Below are 18,151 nucleotides of genomic sequence, written 5' to 3'. Positions count from 1 at the left end.
CGCTTATCTCCCTCCTGACCGCAGGTTCTGTCTTGCCTGCGCTGTAACTACCAGTTCATCCAAAAGCGTACCGCCCACATATACCGGGATCACGATGTTCCCCTGCGGACCGGAAAATCCCGCCAGGGCTTCCGATACCGCGGAAGAAATCCCGGAGATCAGGTCGGACATGTTCCCGCCGGATAAAGCGCCCTCGGCATAGCCATACTCTGACCCGTTCACTTTCGGAGAAATCACCATGTCCGAAGCCACATCCCGGACAGCTTTCTCCACCAGGTTCCGGTTCTTCTCAATCCCACTCGCCAGTCCCTTCATAAAGTCTGGCATCCAGGTCTCATAATCTGCCAGCGGCCCCTCATCCGGAGCCGAGAAATGCAGGAAAGAACGGATCCGGTCAGCCAGACCGGAAACGGTGTTGATCACACTCTGGATCATGCTGGAAATCCCGTTGATCAGCCCCTGGATGAAATCTTTCCCCCACTGGAACGCCTGCCCCGGCAGCCCGGTGATAAACCGGATGGCGGAAGAAAATCCATTGGAAACCACGGAATACAGACCGGAAAGGGCAGAGCCGATCCCGGAGACCATCCGCTGGAAGGCGGAAACCGCCGCTTCACGCAGCGCAGAGGCGATATTTACCACCGTGGTTTTGATTCCGTTCCAGACAGAAGACGCCGTCTGCTTCATGGCGGACCAAATCTGAGATGCAAACTGGGACAAAGCCGAAAGTACAGTTTCCACGCCCTGCTTCAGCCCCGAAGCCGCGGAAGTCACCACCTGACGGATTCCCGACCAGATCTGGGCGGCGGCATTCTTGATATTGTTCCAGATATTGGCCGCATCGGATGCAAGCTGGGAGAAATTTCCCGTCACCAGGTCGATCAGCAGAAGCACCGGAGCCAGAATCACATTTTTCAGCAGTTCAAAGGCACCGGAGGCAATCTGACAAATCCCCGACCAGATCCCCTGCAGGGTATTTTTCGCGTTCTCCCACAGAGAAGTAATCGTTGTAACCACCAGCTGGACAATAGGATTCTGCAGGATCGCGTTCCAGGTATCCGTGAAAAATGCGGATACCTGCGACCACAGGCCGCTCCACCAGTCCGGGATCGCAGAAAAAAAGCCGATGAAAATCTGGAACGCCGCCGGGATAGTCTCCGTAAAGAAAACCACCACCCCGTTCCATAACTCCATCAGCTTCTGGGATACCGCCTGCCACAGATTCCCGAACCACTCCGTGATCGCTCCCCAGTTTTTCACAATGGCGATGATTCCGGCAATGGCCGCCGCCACCCCAGCGATGATCCCGATCACCGGGAGCAGGGAAATGTTCAGCGCCCCAAAGGACACCGCCAGGGCCGCGATCACCGGCGTCAATGCAGTAAATGCCACAAGCAATGCGCCCAGGATGATGACAAAGTTCTGCACCGGCTCCGGCAGCATCCCGAATACCTCGCTCACTGCCGTAATAATGGCCACCAGAGGCGGCAGAACCACATTGGCCAACTCCACGATCTTTTCCCCAAGGGGAACCAGCGCCTGCTGCAGCTTCCTTGTATTGGCCTCCATCTCCTGCATGGGTGTCTGTGTCTGGCTGAACAGATTTTCCGCAGATCCGGCTACGCTGTCATATGTCTCTCCTACGGAAGTCAGGGAAGTAATAAACTTCAGGTTCCCATCCTCAGCCATGGTACCGAAGGCCTGCGCCGCCATGTTCAGAGCTTCCTGCTGGTTGGTGCAGCTGCCGATATCCGCCACAATGGAATCGATCACCTGCTTCTGGGTAGCCTCCCCGTTCTGCCATGCCAGGAACAGGGACTTGGTCTTCTGGGAATACAGGTCTATGGAATCCCCGATGGTCCCGTCCGCCAGACGGGTAGTCACCTCGTTGATGGCGTCATTGACCTTGTCCAGATTGTATGCCCCGCCCTGCAGGCCGTTCTGCAGAAGCTGGAAATACTCGGAAGCAGAATACCCCGCCTGCTCAAATTTTCCAGCGTACTCGGACAGATTGTCTCCTAACTCATTGGTCTTGTCCAGACCGTTCTGGGTACCCCGGACGATATAATCCATAGCTTCCTGGGCGGTCATGCCGTACTGCTTCATCAGAGAGTTGACACCCCGGAGGGTTTCATTCATATCAATCCCATACAGTTCTTCCAGAGTCAGCGCCTGCTTCGTCAGGTTGGTCAGGTCAGTATCTCCCAGATCTCCCAGGTTCTTCTTGACCATGATGACCGCTTCCGCCACTGCGTCCATGCTCTGGCCCACACCGGATCCATACACATTCTTCACAATCTCCGCGCTGGCTTCGGCTGCTGCTCCTGTCTCCCCGAAGTAGGCGTTCACCTTGGAAACCGCCGTCTCTGTCTCTGCGTAGGCATTCACCGCTTTATCACCCACATCCTGGATCTTATCCCCAACCACAGACAACTGGTCGGCGGCTTCCATCAGGGCTGCGCCTTTGGTGGCCTGGGCAATCTCCCCGATGTCATCCGCAGCGTCCTGGGCTGCGTCACCCACATCATTCAGATCGTTGATCAGGTTTCGGACAGCCTGCCCGTCATCCACCGTATCCAGGGCGGCGGTCAGCTGTTTGATATCCGCCTTCCCGCCGGTGACCGCCTTCCCGATCTTCTCCACAGCGGTTTTCAGCTGGTCAGAAGAAGCCGTCCCGTTCCGGATGGCCGTCACCAAACGGCTCCCCAGCACATAGGCATAATCATCCACACTGGATCCCGTAACCGCAAACAGCTTATTCAGACGCTCCGTATTGGCAGAAAGCCGTTCCTGCTCTGACTGCAGACCAGACAGATCCGCCTTATACCGATTCAGCGCACCTCTGGTCTCCTCCACCTCCCGCTGGAATGCCATGTACTGATCTTTTCCAAGATCCCCCCTCTCAAAGGCTTTCGCCACATCTTCCTGGGCCTGCTCCAGGGCTTCCAGCTTCTTTTCCGTATCCCCGATGGCCGACTGCAGAAGCTCCTGCTTCTGCGCCAGAAGAATGGTATTCGATGGATCCAGTTTCAAAAGGTTATTCACATCCCGAAGCTGGCTCTGGGTCTTCTTTATGGAATTGTTCACCGCGCTCAGCGACTTTTCCAGACCGCTGGTATCGCCGCCGATCTCTACCGTAATACCCTTGATCCGACCCGCCATGTGTCACCACCTCCTGAAAATAAACATAAAAAAGCCCGGATAAGTTCCGAGCATAAAAACAGCACCGATTATTTCTAACCGATGCTTTGAAATTAAAGTAATAATACTATTCACTCTTGTATTCAAATAAACTGCTGTAAGAAAACCTTATATCTCGCAGCTCATAATTAAAGAAATCAAATTTATGCCTATTCGTGGAGTAGTAAGTTTTTGCAGCTGCACTTAATTTACTGCATAGATTTACAATATTGACCTCCAGAACGCGTTTCTGCACCTTAAGTCCTTGTCCATAAGAAACACAGCTTGTTCCTCCGTCTGCAACATCGCTGATGGTGAGCCGGAATTCATCTACCTTGCATCGCTCTTCTTTTACTTTTCCCGCATCAATGTTTGGTGTTCCTTGATGAAACATTGAGTTTCTTAAATTATATATTAGTTCACCGCTGGAATAAGGCATGTCGCTGCCATAAGGATCCAATGGCTTTTCATACTTTCCTACATAGGTATCATACCATTTAATATACCGTACAGCAATTTTTTCTGTATCCGGATATTCCGCTTTACCGCAGATATCAGGTATTGACAACGCAAGCATCAGCGCCGCAATAAAGCATTCATTATCTATTGACCTCTTCATTTCATCTATAATTCGCATAAGCATATAATTATCCCCTTTTTACTATATAAATTTTTATGCCTTTGCTTCGGCTTGCTCGCAGCACCAATGTACTTTACTTTGGTCCAGTTTCATTGTCGTGACTTGCTTTTCTTGCAAACTGCAGATTGACAAATGAGTAACTTGATAAACAAACACCTTGCTATATTGATATGAATAATCTTTTTGTAATTCAGCAGCCCATGCGGCAAAATCCCTGATATCCGCATCGTCATATAAATCAAACATCGGCGCGTGAATAAACAAATAGGTTTTGTCCGTTTGGTAATCCCTTAATTTTCTAAGCTTTTCAGAAAACGCTTTTTTAAGCGGCTCAATGTTTACCCAAAAAGCTTCCCTCGGGCAGATTCCTGCAACAACTCCTTTATTCTCTAATACCCTATACCCTAACCGACCTAATTTGGATATTTTTACGGGAGAAATCTCACCCAGCTGTTTATTTTTTATCTGTTCAAAAATTCCTTCTGCATAGGCCTGATTCGCAATAAATGTCCTTGTAACTTCTATCCCGGTCTTATCTGACTGTTTTATATCAGGACGATCCGAAATAGTTAAATTGCAAAAATCCTGCGGCAAAAATTCTTCTAAAATATACTTTGCCAAATATTCATAATAATTTTTACTTCGTGAATGATTTTCCATCTGATCTCCCTGTTTGGCGACGCTTTTTGCTAAACGGCCTCTCTTTTTACTCTCTGAGTATAGCAAAAAAGAGAGGCCGCATCAATGAATATTCAGAACCTATCGAAGTCCTCCTGCGTTGCCACCACCGCATACTTATGCTCATCGTTCCGGCTCTCCACATACATATCATTCACCATCCCGATGGTCAGCAGATCCAGGTCCCGGATGGACAGCCCCAGCTGCACGCACCGCAGGAGGAACAGAGGTGTTGTCATTTCCCGGTCAGTCGGGCGAAGTTTTTTTTAGCCTGCACATCCGTCTGGGTGTTCAGCCCCCACAGTTCAATGATCTGGGGCAGCACCTGATAGATGGAAAAGGTGTTGAACCCATCCAGCCATTCCTCCGGCGTATCCGGGATGGACGGGTCAGCGTGCTTCGCCATCACATAGGCGATGTTCTCAAACATTTCCAGGGAAAACAGGTCCAGGTTGGAATTCTCCGGGTCATTCTTGTCAATCCCCTTTTCCAGATCCCGCAGATCCTTATAAATATCCCGGTGGAACCGCATCCGGTAGATCCGGGGGATAGCGGCGGAGGCCTTAAAAGCGACCTCCTGCCCGTCAATCATGATATTCCGTTTCATGCTCATAAGGTCTCCCCTCCTGTCTCATCATCTGTCCCCTGCTGGCCGGACTGCTGTGTCTCGGAGGTATCCGGCGTCACCTCCGGCAGATACACTGCTGTATACCATCCCGTATAGACCGTATCCGTGGTGCTGTCCCCGGTTCGGGCCTTCACATACCCATTAGCCAGGGGCGCCGCCGTAATGGCCAGCGTTTCCGTCTGTACCTCAATCTCTTCCTCATTGGTTGTAGACTCGATGTTAGGCCTTGCCGCCGAGCAGTTGTACAGCACATGGCGGATCTTCTTTACATCCCCGTCAAACTCAAAGAGCAGGGCAAAGTTCGCCGTCTCCACGTTGGCGCTCTCCACCAGCACGCTGTTGTCGTCCAAAGACTCCTTCAGCACATCCGTCCGGAAACTCTCCGGCACCATGGCCAGTTCCAGATCCCCCTCATAGCCCATATTGTTAGAGATTGTATAGTAGGCGTATCCATCCGCATAAAAGTTGGACGGCTCGCCGTTCGGCTCCAAAGACAAGGATACCGCTCCCGGCATAGCCACCGGCGTCCCAAAGGTCACCTCCCCGTCCTCATCCACTGTAATCAGCGCGTAATGCACGTTGCAGATATTAAATTTTACCTTATTCTTCTTCGCAGACATATCCTGCTCCCTCCATTTCTTTATCCGTCCTGCCCTGCGCTTTCCTCCCCTGACGGCATCTCAAACACATACAGGACTTCATACAGCTTTTCGCTGTCAATCCAGGTCTCCGATTTCTCATAAAAAATACCGCAGGCATCCAAAGCATCTTCCAGCTTTCTCTCCGCAGCTAAATCCTTCTGGTCCGTATATAATTCCACCCGCACCTCACTGATCCGGTAATAGACTTTCCCATCCGCGGAAAAGTTATCGCTCCCCGGCAGCAAGTAACAAAGAAACGGCGGATCCGGCGCTTCCCCTTCCGCAAAATGGTCATAGGCATAGGGAAAGCCGGCGCTTTTTAAAATTTCCAGAAGTTTATCCATCCCTCAGGCTCCTTTCGATCTCTTCTTCCAGCTGCCGGATCCCCTTCTCCTCCGCCGGGGCGATATGGGCTTTGCCCTCCACCCGTCCGCCGCCCCGCTTTGCATGGCCATACTCCAGCAGATGGGCCAGCTGGTAGCGGTTTTTGGAATGGACGGTCAATGTCAGGCTGGCGGAAGTTTCTTTCGTTTTCTTCACCGCCCAGCTTTTAGCGTAGTCCCCGGTATCCTTTGGGGCGTTGGCACGGATCTCCTTTTTTACCGTCTCCCCGGCATCCCTGACCGCCTGTTTCACATCCTCAGCAGCCAGATCCGCGTATTCCTCCAAAGTCTCCATAACAGCGTCCGCCAGTTCCCCGATCTGCACGGTCTGTCCCATGGTCACCGCCTCGCTTTCTCGCACCGGAACTTCAGCGCTTTCTTCTTATAGTTCATGTGGTCCACAGCTACGATGTTGTAAACCTCCCCTTGAAACAGGATACGGAAACCGTCCGCCGTCACCTCCGCCGCCCGTTTGCAGAAACGGACGGTAAAAGCAATGTCGGCTTCCGCCACCGTCAATCCGGCGGCTACCCTTTCCTGCCCGCTCTCTCCGCTGACCGTGGCATGGCAGGTATAATAATCCTCCCAGACATTCTTCCGGTTCCCAATAGAATCCGACACCACAGAATTCTTCTGGAAGGTCACTTTTACATTCAGAAGAGCAATCTCCATCAGAACGCCTCCTTCCGGCTGCCGAAGAGCAGGGCACGAAGCGTCAGGTTCAGGGCATGGTGGTCGGCTTCCTCCCGGTGTTCATACAAATATGCCGCGGTGAACATCACGGCTGTCTTCCCATTCTGAACCGATGCCAGTTCTTCCTCACTGTCCGTACGCAGGATATCCATGCACTGCCGTTCTGCCGAAGCTATGATAGTTTCAATTAAAGCATCATCGTCATCATCATCCACCCGGAGATAGTTTTTCATTTCCTGCAGCGTCACCATAGCCTTCACCTCCCGTCAGGCAGAGGGGTGTGAATCCGTCACACCCCTCTGAAGCTGTCCGCAGGCCATCAGCTGGAAGATCCTGATTTCTGCGCCAGCACCTTCACCGCCTCGGACAGCACCAGCTTTCCATCCACTCTCTGGGAGCCAAGGAAGCCCACCTGGCCGTTGGCGGCGTACAGTTCGTTCAGCCGCTTGAAGGAACGTCCCTGCCGGTCCGCGATCCAGTAATAGCTGAAATCGCCGAAGGCAATGGTCTTCGCCCCCGCCGCGATCACCGGCATATAGGCGGAGGTCTTCACCGGCCTGCCAAGCAGAGTGTCCGGCATACCGGCCATAAGGGACGGCTGCCAAAGGTACTGCCCCGTGGAATCCTTCAGCTTGCGCACCGCCTTGATGGTGGAGTCATTCAGCACCCATACCGCCTTCTTCCGGTAAGGGGATTTCAGGGAATAAAACAGGTCCATCAGCTCATCCGCCGTAATGGCTGTAGAGGAAGCCGCCGTCACCCCGGTCTCCGCTCCGCCTGTGGCAGCAAGAACGCCCAGAGGCTTCCCGGAGCCGTCCCCGGTAAAGAAGGCCTCTTCCTCCTTCGCCCCGATCCTTCTTGCAAACTCCTTCGCGATATAGGATTCCAGGTCAAAGACGCTGTCATTGAGAAGTTCCTCTGATACCTTGATCATGGTACCCACCTTATAAGCCCCGATGGATACCTGCCCGAAGGAATCATCGCTCTCTGTGTACGCCCCTTCCTCATCGATCCAGGACGCCGTCCCTTTGGTTGCCACCACCGGGATCTTCCGGTCGCCGCTGGAAGTACGGATCACGTTTGCCAGCTGGCGGAACACGTTTTCCTCTTCCAGGGCTTCCACCAGGGTACGCTCATACTCATCCGGCACCAGGTACCCGCCCTCGGAATCCGTCCCTTCCTCCAAAGCGTTGACCACGCCAGGAAGCGCCACCTTGGAGCGCATAGCGTTCCAGAAGTTTGTCCTGTATTCCTCCGAAGCGCGCCCGGTCTTTTCCTTTCCCGCGCCGCCGGATGCCGGACGTCCGGTCAGGGGCGTATTCACCGGCTGGGACAGTTCCCTCTCAAAGGCTTCCTGCCGCTCCATCCGGGCGATCTCTTTCCCCAGGTCCGTGATCTCCTGCTCCATCCGGGTATAGGCGGCGTCATCCTCCGCAGACAGCACACCTTTTTCATTCCTGTGGGAATCCAGAAACGCCTTCGCCGCCTCCCACGCCTTCGCCCTCTTTTCTCTCAGCTCTAAAATCGTCATGGTCATGTCCTCCTTCTAATTCTTCAATAAATTCAGCCGCTCGTAGAGACTGTCTACGCTGCGGCCCATCGGTTCAGTTTTCGGTTTTGTCCTGCACTTTGCCGTGATCTTATCCATTAAGGAATTGACTGCGGCGGCTTCGGAATAAAGCATGGATACCGCGGGCGGCTCCATGTCCTCCGGCAGTTCTGACCTTCCCAGAATCTCATCAGCAAAGCCAAGTTCCACCGCTTTCCCGGCATCCATCCAGGTCTCCGCGTCCATCATGTGGGACAGCTTCGCCCGGGACAGGCCGGTCTTGATCTCATAAGCGTTGATAATGGAATCCTTCACGCTTTCCAGCATCTCAATGGCCTTCCGCATCTCCCCGGAATCCCCCCAGGCGATGGTCGCCGGGTTATGGATCATCAGCATCCCCACCGGCGAAATCAATACCTTTGTGCCCGCCATGGCGATCACGCTTGCGGCAGATGCCGCGATCCCATCGATCTTTACCGTGACATTTCCCTTATAATCCATCAGCATGTTGTAAATCTGCGCCGCGGCCACGCAGTCCCCTCCGGGGCTGTTGATCCATACCGTAATATCGCCGCTCCCCGCCATCAGCTCCTCCTTAAAATGAGCCGGCGTGACTTCATCGTCATACCAGCTCTCTTCCGCGATCGTTCCATTCAGGAACAGCACCCTCTCAATCCTCTCCTCACCGGAATCCTGATCCCGGATCTTCCTGCTTTTCCAGTTCCAAAACTTCTTCATCAGATCTCTACTCCTTTCCCCGCAAAATCATCTGCCCCTGCAGGCATCCCCTGCTGGCCTGTTCCAAACAGCCCGGCATCCGCAAGCTTCGTCATGTTCCCGTTGATCAGGTACAGATCCCCGCCCTGCTCCGCCGGGATCCGGTCCAGGTTTTCCAGTTCCCGGATATCGTTGGCGCTCATCCAGCCGTTCTGCCTTGCCGTGGCATATCCGTTCATCCGGCTCTGGTAGTCCCCTCTGAGCAGTCCGTCCACATTGAACTTGATGAAATACTTTGATTTCTCTTCCCTGGACAGCAGCGAGCGCACCATGGACTGCTCCCACCGGGACACCCAGGGATCCAGGGTATATTTCACAAATTCCAGGGACTGCTGCTCGATGTTGTTGAAAGACGACTTTTCCAGATCCCCGATCATATGGGGCGGCACCCGGAAAATCCGGGCGATCTCATCCAGCTGGAACTTCCTGGTTTCCAGAAACTGCGCCTGCTCCGGCGAGATGGAAATGGGCGTGTACTTCATCCCTTCCTCCAGCACTGCCACCTTGTTGGCGTTCCCGCTTCCTCCGAAGGTCCTTTGCCAGCTTTCTCTCACCCGGCTGGGATCTTTAATCGTCCCCGGATGCTCCAGCACCCCGGAGGGCGCCGCGCCGTTGGCGAAAAACTTCGCCCCGTATTCCTCGCAGGCCATGGCCATGCCGATGGCGTTCTTCGCCATAGCAATGGGCGAATAACCCACCAGCCCGTCAAATCCCAGACCAGGGATATGCAGCACTTCATAAGGGGACAGCCGGACAATGGATCCCTTCATGGTAGGCGCGTCATCGGAATACAGGGTGTACTCGTAGTACAGCTGCCCCTTGTCATCCCGATCCACATACATCCGGTCCGCCATCAGGGGATATAAGGCCACCACCTCGCCCCTTCCGTTCCGGATGATCTGGGCGTAGGCATTGCCCCACAGAAGCAGGTGCGTCATCAGCGTCTCCCGGAACACGAAGGATGTCATCTCCGGGTTCGGCTCGTCATGGAGCAAAAAATAAAGCGGATGTTCCACCGCTTTCTCTTTCCCGCCATCATCGGTATATCTATAGAATTGTAATGGCAGGCTGGCCACCGCCTCCGACAGGATCCTCACGCAGGAGTACACCGCCGTCATCTGCATGGCCGTCCGTTCATTCACCCGCTTCCCGGATGTGCTCCCTCCCATAAAGAAGGCATAGCCGCTGCCGGATGTCCGGTCAGACGGCTTGTCACGAGAACGGAATAAACTGCTGAAAAATCCCATAACCGTCATCATCCTTTCTGAAAAATGACAAAAGAAAAGCACCTGCCTTTTCGACAGATGCTGTTCTCTGCTGTTCATACACTGCTGCTATTTTTTACAATAAGCCTGAATTGCCTTATCAGCAAACTCTGCTGTTCCGGTTCCGCCAATTTTATCAATGTTGACTGTCAAATCACCGCCGCCCGCATACATTGCTCCAAGACCCAGCAATATCTTATCCGTACAGGTATAAAAATGCTCTGTAATAAATTCCTGCAGTCTCTTTGCCAGACCAACTGCGGCCTCACCCTCCGGATCCTGCTCTTTTATCTTTCCAAACTCAGAAAAGATCTCCATCATCTGAACATTAAGCACATGCTGTTCCTCCTTGCTCCGTCCTACGGACTTCTTTTCATACTCTTTATAGGCATCGGTCTGTCCCCAAGATGCCTTTGCCTGCCTGACGTATTCATCAAACTTTCTTGTATCAAACGCCTCAAAGCTCATATGCTTCACTCCAATCATTTTGATTCCACGGGCAAGATCAATCAGATTCTGCAAGTGTTCTTTTCGGAGTTCCAACAACTGAATCTGCTGTTCCAAAACCCTGCCCCGGTCAAAATCGGGGCTGTCCAGAATAGCCTTGATTTCTTTCAGTGTAAACTGCAGTTCTTTGAATAAGAGTATCTGCTGCAGCCTTTCCAGTGCTGTATCGTCATACATGCGGTATCCCGCGTCCGTAACCTCTGTGGCCGGCAGAAGTCCAATCTTATCATAATGATGAAGAGCGCGGATACTTACTCCGGATATCTGGCTGACCTCATGTACTGTCATCATCCTGATCACCTCTTTCTCCTGTGGTAATCATAGCATAAACTATTACATAACGTCAGGGTCAATACCTTTTTCATAAACTATATGAACAAAATTCCCCGGCTGTCATAAACCGATGCCCTGGTATCATTCCCGCACCGGATTGCCCGGTCCAGCCCCATGATCGCCGCAATCGCTCCATCGATCTTCTCCGTGGACTTCTCCTTATCCGCCTTGATATTCCCCGCCGGATCGGTACGGATGAAGATGTTGTCCATCATCCACCGCAGCACCGGATGCCCGCCGTGGGCGATTCTCTGCTCCAATGTCAGCTTCATCAGCTCCTTGGTAGGCGGCGACATGTCCTTAAATCCCTGACCGAAGGGAACCACCGTGAATCCCATGCCTTCCAGGTTCTGGACCATCTGCACGGCGCCCCACCGGTCAAAAGCAATCTCCCGGATGTTGAACCGTTCCCCCAGACGCTCAATGAATTTCTCAATATATCCGTAATGCACCACATTCCCCTCCGTGGTCTGCAGGAAGCCCTGCCGTTCCCACACATCATACGGAACATGGTCCCTGCGCACCCGCAAGTCCAGCGTCTCTTCCGGAATCCAGAAATACGGGAGCAGCTGGAACTTATCTTCCTCATCCAGGGGCGGGAATACCAGGACAAATGCCGTGATGTCCGTGGTGGAGGAAAGATCCAGGCCGCCGTAGCAGACGCGCCCTTCCAGTTCCTCTTCGTTCACAGCAAAAGCGCATTGATCCCATTTCTCCATCGGCATCCAGCGCACCGCCTGCTTCACCCACTGGTTCAGCCTCAGCTGCCGGAAGGAATTCTCTTCCCCCGGATTCTGCTTCGCCGACTCGCAGGCCGCTTTCACCTTGTCCATCCCCACCGTGATGTCCAGAGACGGATTCGCCTTCTTCCAGACCTTCGGGTCAGTCCAGTCGTCACCCTCATCCGCCCCATAGATCACCGGATAAAAGGTCGGGTCGATCTTCCGGCCTTCCAGAATGTCCTTCGCCTTCTGATGCGTCTCATAACAGATAGAGTTGGTATCCGTCCCTGCTGTAGTGATCAGGAAATACAGAGGCTGCATCCTGGCATCGCCGGAACCCTTTGTCATAACATCGAACAGCTTCCGGTTCGTCTGGGTATGCAGCTCATCAAAGACAACTCCATGAATATTAAACCCATGCTTGCTGTAGGCCTCCGCAGACAGCACCTGATAAAAACTGTTGGTCGGCTGATAGATAATCCGTTTCTGGGAAGCCAGGATCTTTACCCGCCGGTTCAGCGCCGGGCACATCCGCACCATATCCGCCGCCACCTCAAAAACAATGGAGGCCTGCTGTCTGTCAGCGGCACAGCCATACACTTCCGCGCGTTCCTCCCCATCGCCGCAGCAGAGCAGAAGGGCTACCGCCGCAGCCAGTTCAGATTTGCCCTGTTTCTTGGGGATCTCAATGTATGCGGTATTAAACTGCCGATATCCATTTGGCTTCAGGATCCCGAACAGGTCCCGGATGATCTGCTCCTGCCAGTCAATCAGCTCAAATGGCTTTCCCGCCCAAGTCCCCTTGGTATGGCACAGACTCTCAATGAAAGCCACCGCGAAGTCTGCTGCTTCTTTGCAGTATTGGCTGTCCTTCGCCTTAAATTCCGTCGGCTTATATTTTTTCAGTTTCCGCATTCCCATATAAACCAACTCCTTACACGTATTTCAGCCACTGCCTGTACACCTCACTGGCAATGTTCGCCATCATTACCGGCGGCACACTCATCCCGCAGACATAATTGACTTCCTGATCCATGAAATCATAGTCTTCCGGAAACGTCTGAGTTGCCACATAATCATGGACGGAATACTTTTCCCCGTCACAGAACCTGGTTACAATCGCGCAGGCGGTATTGGTCGGCGCTACCCGGCTGTCTTCCACAATAGCATTGTTGAACATGGACAGTTTTCCGCGTTCCCTAAGGGAAATATCTGCGAAACAGGTATCCCCTTTCTTCCTTTTCGCCACCAGCTCCGTCATTAGCGCTTTCTGGTAGGGAATCCCATGTTCGCTCCGCACTTCTCCGAAGCGGATCGGCTTCTCATGGAAATCCAGCTTCAGCTTCGGCAGGTCCAGGTCATTGCGATGGGCAATAAAAAAGACACGTCTCCTCCTCTGCGGAACCCCCATGGTATGGGCGTCCAGCAGGAAGATCTGTGTCACATAGCCCGCCGCTTTAAAGGCTTTCAGCAGTTCATTCACATAGCCCCTGGCGTTGCCTTTCAGCAGGCCGGAAACATTTTCCGCGATCACTGCCTTAGGCTTTAAAATCTCCGCTGTCCGGATGAAATGCAGGAACAGATCATCCAGCCGCTGTTTCTTCTGCCCTTCCCGGAATGCCTTTTCCTTTCCCCATGCCTTCTCCCTGTCCCCGGCAGTGGAAAATACGGAACAGGGCGGCGACCCGTCCAGGATATCCAGATGTCTTAATTCCTCCGGGTAGACCTGCAGCTGATTGAATTCCCGGATATCCATCAGATACGGATATTTCGGATGATGGTTCCGTCTGTACAGCTTCATCATCTCCGGGTCAATCTCGCAGTTCCCCAGCACCGTATACCCGGCAAGCTTATATCCCATGGAAGAGCCTCCGCCGCAGGAAAAACAGCTGAATACCGTCCTTCCGTTCTTTGGAACGTCCTTCAGGTCATCCAGCCGCCATTTCCATGGGAACCTGTGGTCAGTTGAATTTAAAGCCGCATCTCGGACATTCGTGTGCGAATTCCTCATCTCCAAACTCCCCCTCGTCATACTCCTTATTGCTTCCCGTATCGTCCGGATCCTCCCGAACTGCGAACAGGTCTGTCACCTCATCCTCGCGGAAGCCGGTCAGGGATACGTCAAAGTCCTCTCCCTGCAGGCTTTCAATCTCGATCCTCAGAAGTTCCTCGTCCCATCCGGCATCCATAGCCATACGGTTGTCCGCCAGGATATACGCTTTCTTCTGGGCTTCGCTCAGATGGTCTGCCAGCACACAGGGAACTTTTTCCATCCCTTCCTCCTGTGCGGCCAGCACACGCCCATGCCCTGCGATAATTCCGCAGTCCCCATCAATGATTACCGGATTAAGGAACCCGAATTCCCGGATCGATGCCCGCAGCTTCGCGATCTGCGCCGGGGAATGGGTCCTTGCGTTGTTGATATACGGCACCAGCTTCGCGGTCTCTACCATCCGCATTTTATGTTCCATCTCACATTCCTCCATTTCTTGCCCGGAGCAGCCGCTCCATCACATCATCCTGGGGCGTAGACCCCTGCCACTCCACCGAACAGTTTTCCTTCACCACCTGGTAGATCTGATACCAGATCTGGTTGACCTGTTTCATATACTGCTGGGACATGGAAACATACGGGGAAGCGATGGCGTTCCCTGTGGTGGGATGTTTGGCAAGGAAGCCATACTCCGAAATACATTCCTCGCACTGGATCCACCGGGATACGGACACCGCATACTGCTCCACCAGCTGGATATTGACCAGCCGGTCACATCCCCGCTCCCTCAGCCATTTCCAAGTCTCTTCATACACCTCTGCTGCGCAGAAACTTTTTCCGCTTTTCTGTTTCGCTTTCAGGTAATCCTTCACCGGCGGCATTTCTTCCCCAGACATCTCCGAAGGCTCCGGCAGATCCAGGACCATTGCCGTGCCGCCGTCGCTGATCCGGTCGGTCAGCGCTTTCTTTTTCCTTCCGGCGCCGACTCTTGCGCCGCCCCGGCCGGTACCATCCCTGGCCATGACCTTCACCTCTTTCCTTTCCGGGGGCAATACCCCCTTTGATTTCCATTTTTTGTACGCGACACCCCCGCACCGTTCCCCGGAAGAAAGGGTACAGAGATTTTGACCGCCCCTCCTCGGCTGAAATTTCACCGGTTATGCCAGCGGTCTCCGTTCTCCGCATGGATCTTCGCATGGCAGGACCGGCACAGGGCGATCAGGTTGCTCCGCTCATGGGTGCCGCCCTGAGACAGCGGCAGCTTATGGTGGATCTCCTCGGTCTTCACATACCGCCCTTCCTTCAGGCACTGCTCACACAGCGGATGCTCCGACGCGTACTTATCGCGGATCCGTTTCCATGCCCGTCCATATCTGCGGCGTACAGCAGGATCCCTGCCGTACTTCTCGTAGCAGCGGTTCTCTTCTTTCTGGTGTTCCTCACAAAACCTTCCCTCCGTCAGGTTCGGGCATCCCGGCCAGGAACATGGCCGTTTCGGTTTTCTCGGCAATACTCCCACCTCCTTCGGGCATAAAGAAAGCCCTGGGGAATCGCTTCCTCAAGGCTCTCTCATTTTATTTTCCGCATCTTAACAATATCACAAAGGCATACTGTAATGTACTTGATTTTACTGTATTGTTTCAGGAATTTTGATTTCCGCAAGGGCTTTCCTGTGAAGCCGGAATACATTATCAATGCCATAGCCAAGCTCAATCGCGATTTCTTCCCATCTCATATAGGACAGATACCGCAGTTCCAATACCACCTGTAGTTCCGAATTGTCCACAGCTTTTATTCTGCGGACAATTCCCTTCTTCAATTCCACAAGCCGAAGCATATCCTGGTTGATTTCTGATTCCAGGTCTATGATCCTGCAGACGGTATCTTCCATTCTGGAACCATCCCTGTTCGGACTCTTCGGCATATCTGAATAAGCCGCTGTAACCTTGGCCGCCAGATTATGAAGTTCCTCAATCTGATTCAGCTTGCTTTCGATCCGCTGGTTCAGCCCGAATGCCTGGGATAAATACTTCTTTGCTTCCTGCTGCTTTCTGTTCATAAGCCACCTCCGATTGAAATCTGTAAATAGTTCCCCTCGGATTGCCTCCCTTGATTGACTATGATGATCTTATCTCCGCCTGAAGTCTGCGGATCAAACATTCTCCATCCACGGAAGTCAGTGACTGATACCAGCCGGAACGGAAAAAGCGCTCAATCCGCAAAGCTTCATTTATGACATCCTTGTTTTTAGGGTGCGCTTTTATTTTCTTCAGCGCTGCTCTGTAATCCTCTGCCGCCTGCACAATGATCGCGTTCGCAAGATTCTCATAAGCATTCCCTGTCTGCTTATTGACTGCTGCCACCTGCCATCACCTCCGCTCTCACAGCATCGATCAATGCACTCTGTGTATGGTCTTTTGTTTCCAGCGCATGCATGATCTGCTCATCAATCGTCTTCGCCGCAAGGATGTGGATCACGGACACCGTCTCCTTCTGTCCCTGCCGCCAAAGCCTCGCCACCGTCTGCTGGTACAGTTCCAGGCTCCATGTAAGCCCGAACCACACCAGGATATTCCCGCCGCTCTGAAGGTTCAGGCCGTGTCCGGCGGATGCCGGATGGATCAGCCCCACAGGGACTTCCCCCTCATTCCACTGCCGGATATTCCGCTCTTTATCCAGTCTGGCGCAGCCGATCTTAAGTCCGGAAAGCCTTTCCTGTATCCGTTCCAGGTCATGCTGGTACCAATAGGCCGCAAGGACCGGCTTTCCGTTCGCCGCCTCAATGATATCCTCCAGGGCATCCAGCTTTCGGTCATGGATCGTTTCATAAGTGCCATCATCAGAATATACCGCTCCGTTTGCCATCTGGGACAGCTTCCCGGACAGCGCTGCTGCGTTCGCGGCTGTCACTTCCCCGTCCGGCAGCTTTAAAAGAAGATCCCGCTTCATCCGCTCATATTTTACAAGTTCCGGTTCATCCAGACGTACCATATATCTGGAATTCACCAGTTCCGGCATCTTCAGGTGGTCAGCTGATTTCATGGAGATCGTGATATCAGAAATCCTGTCATAGATCGCTTCTTCCGCTCCCGGAAGGAGTTTATAGCTGTATACGACATGCCCATTCGTCTTATCCGGCACGAAATACCGGTTCCGGTACTGTCCGATAAACCTTCCCAGTCTCTGCCCCATATCCAAAAGCTTATATTCCGCAAACAGGTCCATCAGGCCGTTGGAAGAAGGCGTTCCGGTCAAGCCCACGATCCGTTTCACTTTCGGCCGCACCTTCATCAATGCCTTAAAGCGTTTTGCCTGCCAGTTCTTAAAAGATGACAATTCATCCACAACTACCATGTCATAATCAAACGGCAGGCCGCTCTTTTCCACCAGCCACTGGACGTTCTCACGGTTGATCAGGTAAATATCCGCCTTTGCTTCCAATGCCGTCATCCGCTCAGTCTCTGTTCCCACCGCCACGCTGTATCGAAAATCCGATGTATGGTCCCACTTTTTAATCTCATCCGGCCAGCTCATGGTTACGACTCTGATCGGGCCGATAATAAGCACTTTATGGATCTCAAAGCTGTCAAACATCAGATCACAGATCGCTGTCAGCGTAATGGAAGTCTTTCCAAGCCCGCATTCCAAAAATACCGCCGCCGCGTCATGCTCTTTGATATATTCCGATGCGTAAACCTGGTAATCATGCGGTTCGTATTTCATCAATGATCCCTCCAATCTGCCCCGGGTCATCCAGCACATACACCCGGTACCCCAAAGACCGCAGCAGCTCATGTCTTGACTCCTGCAATAGCCTTGCTTTCTTCCCCGGAGCCTTTACTTCCACAAAGCCCATCCTCCCGCCCGGTAAAAGAACGATCCGATCCGGCAGGCCATCAAATCCAGGCGCTGTCCACTTGGGACAGATCCCGCCTGCCGCCTTCACCGCTTTTACCAGTTTCTGCTCCACTGTTTTCTCTCTCATACAGCCTCCTATTTCCAGAACAGCAGAACCCAAAATCCCTTACGCGCGTATATATACGCGCTGTACGCACCTTATTTCTATAAAAAACACCATTTATTTGTGCTATAAAGAAATAGATGTTCTCCCGTTCTTTTTCACCTCAAAACCGCCCGTAAAATCAGGCTTTTTCCAGGAACA

Annotated in this window: 22 protein-coding genes and 1 pseudogene; all 23 read right to left on the bottom strand. The window is 52.8% G+C overall.

Features of this window, described 5'->3' with window-relative positions; translation table 11 throughout:
- Positions 1-3: 3 nt before the first annotated feature.
- The 23 genes and pseudogenes from B5F07_RS03760 to B5F07_RS03655 all read right to left on the bottom strand — a co-directional run bounded on the left by B5F07_RS03760 (position 4) and on the right by B5F07_RS03655 (position 17,974).
- Positions 4-3,162 (bottom strand): phage tail tape measure protein, encoded by a 3,159-nt coding sequence (locus B5F07_RS03760; protein WP_087159935.1) that lies wholly within the window; start codon positions 3,160-3,162, stop codon positions 4-6.
- Positions 3,163-3,268: 106 nt separating this feature from the next.
- Entirely contained in the window at positions 3,269-3,823 is a 555-nt protein-coding gene (locus B5F07_RS03755) for a hypothetical protein (protein ID WP_087159934.1), read from the bottom strand.
- A gap of 30 nt (positions 3,824-3,853) precedes the next feature.
- Entirely contained in the window at positions 3,854-4,480 is a 627-nt protein-coding gene (locus tag B5F07_RS03750; RefSeq protein ID WP_087159933.1) for a hypothetical protein, read from the bottom strand.
- A gap of 92 nt (positions 4,481-4,572) precedes the next feature.
- Positions 4,573-4,737 carry a hypothetical protein gene (locus B5F07_RS22785; RefSeq protein WP_166430228.1) on the bottom strand — a complete coding sequence of 55 codons (165 nt, stop codon included), beginning with the start codon at positions 4,735-4,737 and terminating at the stop codon, positions 4,573-4,575.
- A complete protein-coding gene (locus B5F07_RS03745) occupies positions 4,734-5,111 on the bottom strand; it encodes a hypothetical protein (RefSeq protein WP_087159932.1) in 378 nt (125 codons plus the stop codon). Before B5F07_RS03745 ends, B5F07_RS22785 begins: the two co-directional genes overlap by 4 nt.
- A complete protein-coding gene (locus tag B5F07_RS03740) occupies positions 5,108-5,746 on the bottom strand; it encodes a major tail protein (RefSeq protein WP_087159931.1) in 639 nt (212 codons plus the stop codon). Before B5F07_RS03740 ends, B5F07_RS03745 begins: the two co-directional genes overlap by 4 nt.
- A 20-nt stretch (positions 5,747-5,766) precedes the next feature.
- Positions 5,767-6,111: a hypothetical protein gene (locus B5F07_RS03735; protein ID WP_087159930.1), complete on the bottom strand. Its 345-nt coding sequence runs from the start codon at positions 6,109-6,111 to the stop codon at positions 5,767-5,769.
- A complete protein-coding gene (locus tag B5F07_RS03730) occupies positions 6,104-6,487 on the bottom strand; it encodes an HK97 gp10 family phage protein (RefSeq protein WP_087159929.1) in 384 nt (127 codons plus the stop codon). The genes B5F07_RS03735 and B5F07_RS03730 overlap by 8 nt, the downstream gene beginning before the upstream one ends.
- 2 nt (positions 6,488-6,489) lie before the next feature.
- A complete protein-coding gene (locus tag B5F07_RS03725; RefSeq protein ID WP_087159928.1) occupies positions 6,490-6,822 on the bottom strand; it encodes a phage head closure protein in 333 nt (110 codons plus the stop codon).
- Positions 6,822-7,094: a head-tail connector protein gene (locus tag B5F07_RS03720; protein WP_087159927.1), complete on the bottom strand. Its 273-nt coding sequence runs from the start codon at positions 7,092-7,094 to the stop codon at positions 6,822-6,824. The genes B5F07_RS03725 and B5F07_RS03720 overlap by 1 nt, the downstream gene beginning before the upstream one ends.
- 68 nt (positions 7,095-7,162) lie before the next feature.
- Entirely contained in the window at positions 7,163-8,374 is a 1,212-nt protein-coding gene (locus B5F07_RS03715; protein WP_087159926.1) for a phage major capsid protein, read from the bottom strand.
- Positions 8,375-8,389: 15 nt separating this feature from the next.
- Complete coding sequence (locus B5F07_RS03710) at positions 8,390-9,133, bottom strand: head maturation protease, ClpP-related (protein ID WP_442911408.1); 744 nt, start codon at positions 9,131-9,133, stop codon at positions 8,390-8,392.
- A complete protein-coding gene (locus B5F07_RS03705; RefSeq protein ID WP_140397981.1) occupies positions 9,130-10,416 on the bottom strand; it encodes a phage portal protein in 1,287 nt (428 codons plus the stop codon). The genes B5F07_RS03710 and B5F07_RS03705 overlap by 4 nt, the downstream gene beginning before the upstream one ends.
- A gap of 87 nt (positions 10,417-10,503) precedes the next feature.
- A complete protein-coding gene (locus B5F07_RS03700; RefSeq protein ID WP_087159924.1) occupies positions 10,504-11,232 on the bottom strand; it encodes a MerR family transcriptional regulator in 729 nt (242 codons plus the stop codon).
- Between the two features lie 77 nt (positions 11,233-11,309).
- Complete coding sequence (locus B5F07_RS03695; protein ID WP_087159923.1) at positions 11,310-12,917, bottom strand: terminase large subunit; 1,608 nt, start codon at positions 12,915-12,917, stop codon at positions 11,310-11,312.
- A gap of 13 nt (positions 12,918-12,930) precedes the next feature.
- The gene (locus B5F07_RS03690; protein ID WP_087159922.1) at positions 12,931-14,007 is read right to left on the bottom strand and encodes a DNA cytosine methyltransferase; all 1,077 of its coding nucleotides are present in this window, start codon (positions 14,005-14,007) and stop codon (positions 12,931-12,933) included.
- Between the two features lie 43 nt (positions 14,008-14,050).
- Positions 14,051-14,467 (bottom strand): annotated as a pseudogene (locus tag B5F07_RS03685) (ParB/Srx family N-terminal domain-containing protein); the annotation flags it as partial.
- A gap of 1 nt (position 14,468) precedes the next feature.
- Entirely contained in the window at positions 14,469-15,011 is a 543-nt protein-coding gene (locus tag B5F07_RS03680; protein ID WP_087159920.1) for a P27 family phage terminase small subunit, read from the bottom strand.
- Between the two features lie 128 nt (positions 15,012-15,139).
- Positions 15,140-15,499 carry an HNH endonuclease gene (locus B5F07_RS03675; protein ID WP_087159919.1) on the bottom strand — a complete coding sequence of 120 codons (360 nt, stop codon included), beginning with the start codon at positions 15,497-15,499 and terminating at the stop codon, positions 15,140-15,142.
- A gap of 117 nt (positions 15,500-15,616) precedes the next feature.
- Positions 15,617-16,048: a hypothetical protein gene (locus B5F07_RS03670; protein WP_087159918.1), complete on the bottom strand. Its 432-nt coding sequence runs from the start codon at positions 16,046-16,048 to the stop codon at positions 15,617-15,619.
- Between the two features lie 58 nt (positions 16,049-16,106).
- Positions 16,107-16,352: a hypothetical protein gene (locus tag B5F07_RS03665; protein ID WP_087159917.1), complete on the bottom strand. Its 246-nt coding sequence runs from the start codon at positions 16,350-16,352 to the stop codon at positions 16,107-16,109.
- The gene (locus B5F07_RS03660; protein WP_087159916.1) at positions 16,336-17,712 is read right to left on the bottom strand and encodes a DEAD/DEAH box helicase; all 1,377 of its coding nucleotides are present in this window, start codon (positions 17,710-17,712) and stop codon (positions 16,336-16,338) included. The genes B5F07_RS03665 and B5F07_RS03660 overlap by 17 nt, the downstream gene beginning before the upstream one ends.
- A complete protein-coding gene (locus B5F07_RS03655) occupies positions 17,693-17,974 on the bottom strand; it encodes a VRR-NUC domain-containing protein (protein ID WP_087159915.1) in 282 nt (93 codons plus the stop codon). The genes B5F07_RS03660 and B5F07_RS03655 overlap by 20 nt, the downstream gene beginning before the upstream one ends.
- Positions 17,975-18,151: the final 177 nt, after the last annotated feature.

It is taken from the genome of Lachnoclostridium sp. An169 (assembly GCF_002160525.1).
Lineage (GTDB): Bacteria > Bacillota > Clostridia > Lachnospirales > Lachnospiraceae > Mediterraneibacter > Mediterraneibacter cottocaccae.
Note: the sequence above shows the minus strand (reverse complement) of the source record. Positions and strands in the feature narration are given on the sequence as shown.